6 protein-coding genes are annotated in these 6,172 nt (G+C 71.7%); all 6 read right to left on the reverse strand.

What is annotated here, in order from left to right:
* On the reverse strand, positions 1–186 hold a 186-nt coding region (gene ccmI / locus Q0V34_RS20585), incomplete at its 3' end, for a c-type cytochrome biogenesis protein CcmI (RefSeq protein WP_297516218.1).
* 72 nt (positions 187–258) lie between these two features.
* Entirely contained in the window at positions 259–1,629 is a 1,371-nt protein-coding gene (locus Q0V34_RS20590) for a hypothetical protein (protein WP_297516221.1), read from the reverse strand.
* Positions 1,630–1,790: 161 nt separating this feature from the next.
* Positions 1,791–3,182, reverse strand: a complete 1,392-nt coding sequence (locus Q0V34_RS20595) for an ATP-binding protein (protein WP_297516224.1) — start codon at positions 3,180–3,182, stop codon at positions 1,791–1,793.
* A gap of 4 nt (positions 3,183–3,186) precedes the next feature.
* Positions 3,187–3,864: a response regulator transcription factor gene (locus Q0V34_RS20600; protein WP_297516227.1), complete on the reverse strand. Its 678-nt coding sequence runs from the start codon at positions 3,862–3,864 to the stop codon at positions 3,187–3,189.
* Positions 3,865–3,878: 14 nt separating this feature from the next.
* On the reverse strand, positions 3,879–4,199 hold the full coding sequence (locus Q0V34_RS20605; protein WP_297516230.1) for a PepSY domain-containing protein: 321 nt from the start codon (positions 4,197–4,199) through the stop codon (positions 3,879–3,881).
* A gap of 112 nt (positions 4,200–4,311) precedes the next feature.
* Positions 4,312–6,172 (reverse strand): TonB-dependent receptor (locus tag Q0V34_RS20610; RefSeq protein ID WP_297516233.1); only part of this gene is annotated, 1,861 nt, incomplete at its 5' end.

Raw genomic sequence — 6,172 nt, forward strand, 5'->3', positions numbered from 1 at the left:
GGCCTTCAAATCCGCCTCGGCGAGGAGGCCGTCCAGGGCCAGGCGCTCGACCTCGGCCAGGCGGCGGCGATGCGGCTCGAGCCGGGCCTCGGCGTCATCGACGGGCCGAGCCCGCGCCGCGCCGCGCAGCACCAGCCCCGCCGTCGCGGCCGACAGCCCCGCCGCGGCGATCCAGAAAGCGATCATGGGCGCGTGGTAGCGTGTTCCAGCGCGCTCCGTCAGTAGGAAAAGTGCGTAAGGGTTCCGCGCCTACGGGCTTTAGGCGGCGATCGCCGCCGCGGCGCGCCGCCGCACGATCTCGGCGGTCTTGTCGTCGCGGGTGTAGCTGATGAAGCCGGCCGCCACGTCCAGGTACTTCACGGCCAGGCCGGAGTCGCCGCCCTCGCCGGTGCGCGCCACGTGCAGCACGTCCTCGATATAGGGGTCGAGGCGCCCGTTCAGCTTCTCGAGGATCTTGGTGCGCGCGCTGCCATAGCCGGCCTTGTCGGCGGTCGAGCGCAGCTCGGCCACGAAGGCCAGCGCGCCCTGGGCGCGGCGGATCATCGCCTCGTCCGGCGCCTCGACCAGCTTGGCGGCGCCGCGCGAGCCCTTCTTGGCCATCATCGAGATCGGCCGCGTCGGCAGCGCCTGCTCCAGCGCCTTCTCGGCCTGGCCCATGCGCAGCTCGCAGGCCTTGGCCATCGCCTGCTTGTGATGGGCCAGCCGGCGGCCCCAGGGACCGTCCTTGGCGACGTCGACCGATTGCTGGAACTCAACGATCTGCAGCTGGGTCTTGTGCGCCGCCTGGGCCGCCTCGCGCCCGGCGCGCTCGCCGTCGGCGAAGTCGAAGGTCTCGACCCGGAGGATGGCCGCGTCGATCTCCGCCAGGATCCGCTCGCCGAAGCCCTTGACCTCGGACGAGGCCAGATAGCGGTCGGTCGGGCGATCCATCACCGCCGAGATCACCCGCAGGATGCGCCAGTCGTCGGGCAGGTGGGCCGACAGGATGTCCAGCAGCAGCGGCCCGGCGTCCTCGCTGATCCGGCAGGCGTCGCGATAGGCCAGCCGCGCGGCGGCCGCGCGCTCGCCCGACATGCGGCTGACCCATTCGGCCAGCTTGGGCAGGCACGAGCGGATTATGGCCGACAGCTGCAGGCAAAGCGCCAGCTCCTCGGGATCGCACAGCGAACGCACGCCGTCGAAGGCCGCGTTGTCGGGATCGCGCAGGCCCGCCGCGGCGACCTTGCAGAGCTCGTCGAACAGCTCCGGCACGCCCTGCTCGAGATCCCAGGGATTGCACTTGGCCGCCGCGTCCTCGACGCGCGTCGGCTCCAGGGTCTTCAGCGCCCGCCACAGCCGCGACAGCACCGCCGGCGGAAACTGCGTCTGGCCTTCGGCGCGCTTGGCGCACAGGGGCACGATCGGCGCGAGGATATTGTTGCGGACGAACCGGTTGGCGCTCTCGTCCTCGACGAGGCCCCGCACGGCCGCCAGGGACCCGGTCGCGCCGGCGCCCGACAGGGCCAGCTCCAGGCTGCGCAGCGCCGCGTCCGGAGCGGTTTCCACCAGCGTCCGGATGATCTGCAGTTTATGCGCGGCGATAGCGGCCATGGTCCCCCGCGTCGGACTCGTCCGACCCATAGGCGTCAACCATGTTCGGAACGAGGTTAAGGATTTCCGAAATCACGCGAATTTCAAGGCTTCCGGCGCGAGATGTCGCGGCTCCGAAAGCCCCGGCCTACCTGAAGTTTAGGCGCTCGCGCGGCGATGATCGGAACCGCCCCTCCAACCGCCTTCGACACAACCTTTGGTCAAGCTTCGGCGCGCGGCAAGTCCAGGGTCACGCGCAGTCCGCCCAGCGGCGATTCACCAAGCGCCACCGATCCGCCATAGGCGCGCGCCAATTCGTCGACGATCGACAGGCCCAGGCCCGATCCCGGGGCGTTCTCGTCCAGCCGCTGGCCGCGCTTGAGGGCCTGGGCGCGCGCCTCGGGCGGCAGGCCGGGGCCGTCGTCGTCGACGACCAGGCGCATCCGCGCCTCCCCCGTCGGCGCGGCCTCGGCGCGCACCTTGCCGCGACACCACTTGCCGGCGTTCTCCATGACGTTGCCGGCCAGCTCCATGAAGTCCTGCTTCTCGCCCTGGAAGCACAGGTCGTCCGGACAGCGCCAGTCGATCTCGATGCCGCGTCCGTCGGCCTTGTCCTGGAAGATCCGCTCCAGGGTGACGGCCAGCTCGTCGAGAATGGGCTCGACCGGCGTGCGCTCGCCGCTGGTCTGGGAGCGGGCGGCGGCGCGGGCGCGACGCAGATGGTGGTCGACCTGCTCGCGCATGGTCTGGGCCTGCCGCGCGACGACCTCGGCCAGCTGGCCCGGCTGCTGGGAGGCTTCGGTCAGCATGACCGACAGCGGCGTCTTCAAGGCGTGGGCCAGGTTGCCGACGTGGGTGCGCTGGCGCTCGACGACTTCCTGGTTGTGCGCCAGGAGCGCGTTCAGCTCCCCGGCCAGCGGCGCGAGCTCCTCGGGGTACTCGCCTTCCAAACGCTCGGCCTTGCCGCGCCGCACCGAGGCGACCTCCCGGCGCAGGCGGAACAGCGGCGTCAGGCCGAACCGCACCTGCACCACCACCCCCAGCACCAGGCCGCCGCCCAGGATCAGCAGGGCGATGGCGGTGATGCCGCCGAACCGGTCGGCGTCGGCGTCGATCGGCGAGCGGTCCTCGGCGGCCAGGAACACCACGGGGTCCGGATAGGCCGGCAGCCGGGCCAGCACCGCGGCCGCCCGCAGCGGCTTGTCCTGCGGGCCGCGCATGTTGAAGTACTGGGTCTTGCCCGGCGCGGCGTCCAGCCTGTCGATCTGGTCGGAGGACAGCATCAGGTCGCTGTCGAACAGCGAGCGCGAGCGCTCGACCGGCCGCATCGCTCCGTCCGCCTGCTTGTCCAGGATCACCCAGTAACGGCCGGAATAGGCCCGCGTGGCGCGGATGTCGGTCAGCACCGGCGCGCGCAGCTGCCCATCCTCGACCGTCGAGCCGGCGTAAAGATCGTCGGTCAGCACCGCCAGGGACTGGTCGAACCGGCGGATGGCCGCGCCCCGGAACTGGGCGGTCAGGAACACCCCGGCGATCAGCAAGACCAGCAGGGTCCAGATCCCCGCGATCAGGACCAGGCGGCGGACCAGCGAACGGCGGCGCAGGTCCAGCAAAAGCTTAAGCCGCCTCTTCGCCGGGCAGAGGGGCCAGCCGATAGCCGAGACCCCGAACCGTTTCGATCCGGTCGGCGCCCAGCTTCTTGCGCAGCCGGCCGATGAACACCTCGATGGTGTTGCTATCGCGGTCGAAGTCCTGGTCGTACAGGTGCTCGACCAGCTCGGTGCGGCCGATCACCCGGCCCTGGTGCATCATCATGTAGTGCAGCAGCCGGTATTCCAGCGAGGTCAGGCGCAGCGGCTCGCCATTGACGCTGGCGCGGGCGGCGCGGGGATCCAGCCGCAGCGCCCCGCACGACAGCGACGGCGCGGCGTGGCCCGCCGAGCGGCGCAGCAGCGCCCGCAGGCGCGCCAGGAGCTCCTCGGTGTGGAACGGCTTGGCCAGATAGTCGTCGGCGCCGGCGTCGAAGCCGGCGACCTTGTCGCTCCAGGCGCCGCGCGCCGTCAGGATCAGCACCGGGGTCGTGACATTGCCCCGCCGCCAGCGCTCCAGCACCGAGACGCCGTCCACCTTGGGCAGGCCCAGATCCAGGATCACCGCGTCATACGGCTCGGTCTCGCCCAGGAACTGGGCCTCCTCGCCGTCGGGGGCGTGATCCACGGCGTAGCCGGCGTCGGCCAGGGCCAGCTTCAGCTGGCGCGTCAGGTCGGGATCGTCCTCGACGAGCAGGATACGCATGCAGGACTCCCTGTTTAGCCGCCGCTGACGATCTGGCCGGTGCGGGCGTCGACGATGAAGTCGATGCGGCGCCCGTCGTTGGCCGCCCAGCGCACCCGGTAGTACGAGCCCTCGAGGCCCGCGTCGAGCACGCGGCCGGGCACGCGGCGGCCGATCATCTCGATGACCCGGCCCAGCGGGACCAGCTGGCCCGACTGCACGCCGTCGCGCGCCTGATCCGACTGGGCGCGCCAGCCGGCGCCCAGCGAGTCGGGACCACGATGCTGCGCGAAGCCGGCGCCCGGCAGGGCGGCGGCCAGAGCGGCGGCGGCGAGGATGACGCGGATCGTTTTCATGCTCTCCGGTCTAACGGGCCTTCGCTGAATGGAGACTGAACGTTCAGGTTATGAACGGGCCGCGGCGTTCTGTCACGGTTTCTCGATCCTCTCCGGGGGGCTGGGCGCCCGCTCACATCGCGATCAAGCTCTTCCTCACCGTCAGCCGCACGGTGCGCCCCAGGGGATCGAGATAGTCGGCCTGATAGGCCTGGGGCGTCACGCCGCGGGCGTCCCTCACGACGGGGCGGCTGTAGAAGAGGTTGTCGACCGCCACGGCCACCCGGGTCCCCGCCAGCCAGGGCGAGGCGCGGCCGGCCTTCGCCGCGCGCGGGACCTCGTAGAAGGCCGAGACGTTGAAGATCGTCTGCGGCGAGAAGCGCAGCGCCCCGCCGTTGACCGGGCCGGCGTCGATGACGCTGCCGCCGCGCCAGACGCCGGTCAGATTGACCCCGACGCCCTGGCGGACCGCGTTCAGCCGCCAGTTCAGCTCGTGTCTCGGTTGGCCGCGACGGCTGGTGCTGGCGCCGTTCAGCAGGTCCAGAGGCGGCAGGCCCGCGCGCAGGGTGGTCTGGTCGCGCAGCCGCCAGACGGCGTTCACCGACAGTTGCACTTGGCCGACCTGCTTGCGGCGCGCCTGGATGAGCGCCTTGGACGCCCCCGGCGGCGCCTGGCCCAGAAGCCGGGTCAGGTTGATCCCGCCGCGCAGCTCGGCCCGGTCGATGCCGTCGAAGTTCAGCGGCCGGCTGTCGATGGCGGTCAGCATGCCCGAGGCGTCGCGGGTGAAGCGCTCGGGGAAGGCCGCCTCCAGGGCCGGGGTGATCAGCGGGAAGTTGGCGATCGGATTGTCGATCCGGGTGCGGACATAGTTGAGATTGACGGTCAGCCGCGTCGGCCCGCCGTCCCGCCCCACCGGCCGCAGATTGACCCCCGCCCGAAGGATCCGCCGCCGGTCGTTGGTCAGGGCGGTGTTGCCGCCCTCGAGCCGCGCGACGGTCAGGCTCTGGCCCGTGGCGAAGTCGAAGACGGTCACGCTGGGCGTCAGCAGCACGGGATCGGCGATCTGGTTGGCGGTCGGCGCGGTTTCTTCGTGGCTGACGCCCAGATTGACCGTCACCACCTTGCTCGGCGACCAGTGCAGCCCGGCGCCAAAGGCCAGCCGGTCCTTGACGGTCTCGACGTCATAGCCGGCGTTGACGCTGGCCGTCAGCTCGCCCAGCGCCGGCGCCACCGCCCGCGCGCGGCTGGCCAGCGGCACGTCGATATCGCCCTGCAGCGAGACGGTCCGGCGATCGTAGTCGCTGCTGGAGGCGACCCCGGCGCGCACCGCGTCGGCGGCCTGGCTGATCGTCTCCCCGCCCACCTTCAGCGTCGAGGACACGGGTCCGGCCGCGATCTCGGCCACATCGCCGTTCAGCACCAGCTCGGCCTTGGCGGCGCGGGAGCGGCTCTTGGCGTGGTCAAGGGGATTGGCCTTCAGCAGGCTCGGGGAGACCGGCCCGAACGGATTGACGGTCGGGTCGCGCGCGGCGATCGCCGCCTTCCAGGCGCTGGAGTCGACGCCGCGCCCGGTCGTGGTCTCGACCCTGCCTCGGTCGTAGTCGCCGGTCAGCGACCAGCGCCAGTCGCCGACATAGCCGTTCGCCGCGAGCCCCAGCTGCCCCTTGAAGGTCTCGGCTTCGCGCGCCTGCGACCAGGGCGCGTCCAGATAGCGATAGACGGTGACGTCGCGGCCGAACGGCGAGAACGGACTGCCCGCCGGCAGCCGCACCGAGGTCGCGGGCAGGCCCAGGAAGCTGCTGCGCTTGGCGTCGTCCAGATCAAGACTCAGCGTGACGCTGACCCGCCGCGCGATGTCCCGCGTGATCGCGGCCTTGAAGGTTTCCTGCGCCAGCGCCGGCGCCAGGCTGCGATTGGCGGTCAGGCCCGCCAGGTCCGGCGCGCCCGCTCCCGCCGCGAAGCCCGCCAGGAGCGCCGGGCCGCCAGCCGCCGCG

It is taken from the genome of uncultured Caulobacter sp. (genome assembly GCF_947036865.1).
Taxonomy (GTDB): domain Bacteria; phylum Pseudomonadota; class Alphaproteobacteria; order Caulobacterales; family Caulobacteraceae; genus Caulobacter.

What these genes read in the sequence shown, in the direction of transcription:
- Q0V34_RS20605 (WP_297516230.1), bottom strand. Translation starts at nt 4,199, where the DNA reads ATGAAAACGATCCGCGTCATCCTCGCCGCCGCCGCTCTGGCCGCCGCC.
- Q0V34_RS20600 (WP_297516227.1), bottom strand. Translation starts at nt 3,864, where the DNA reads ATGCGTATCCTGCTCGTCGAGGACGATCCCGACCTGACGCGCCAGCTG.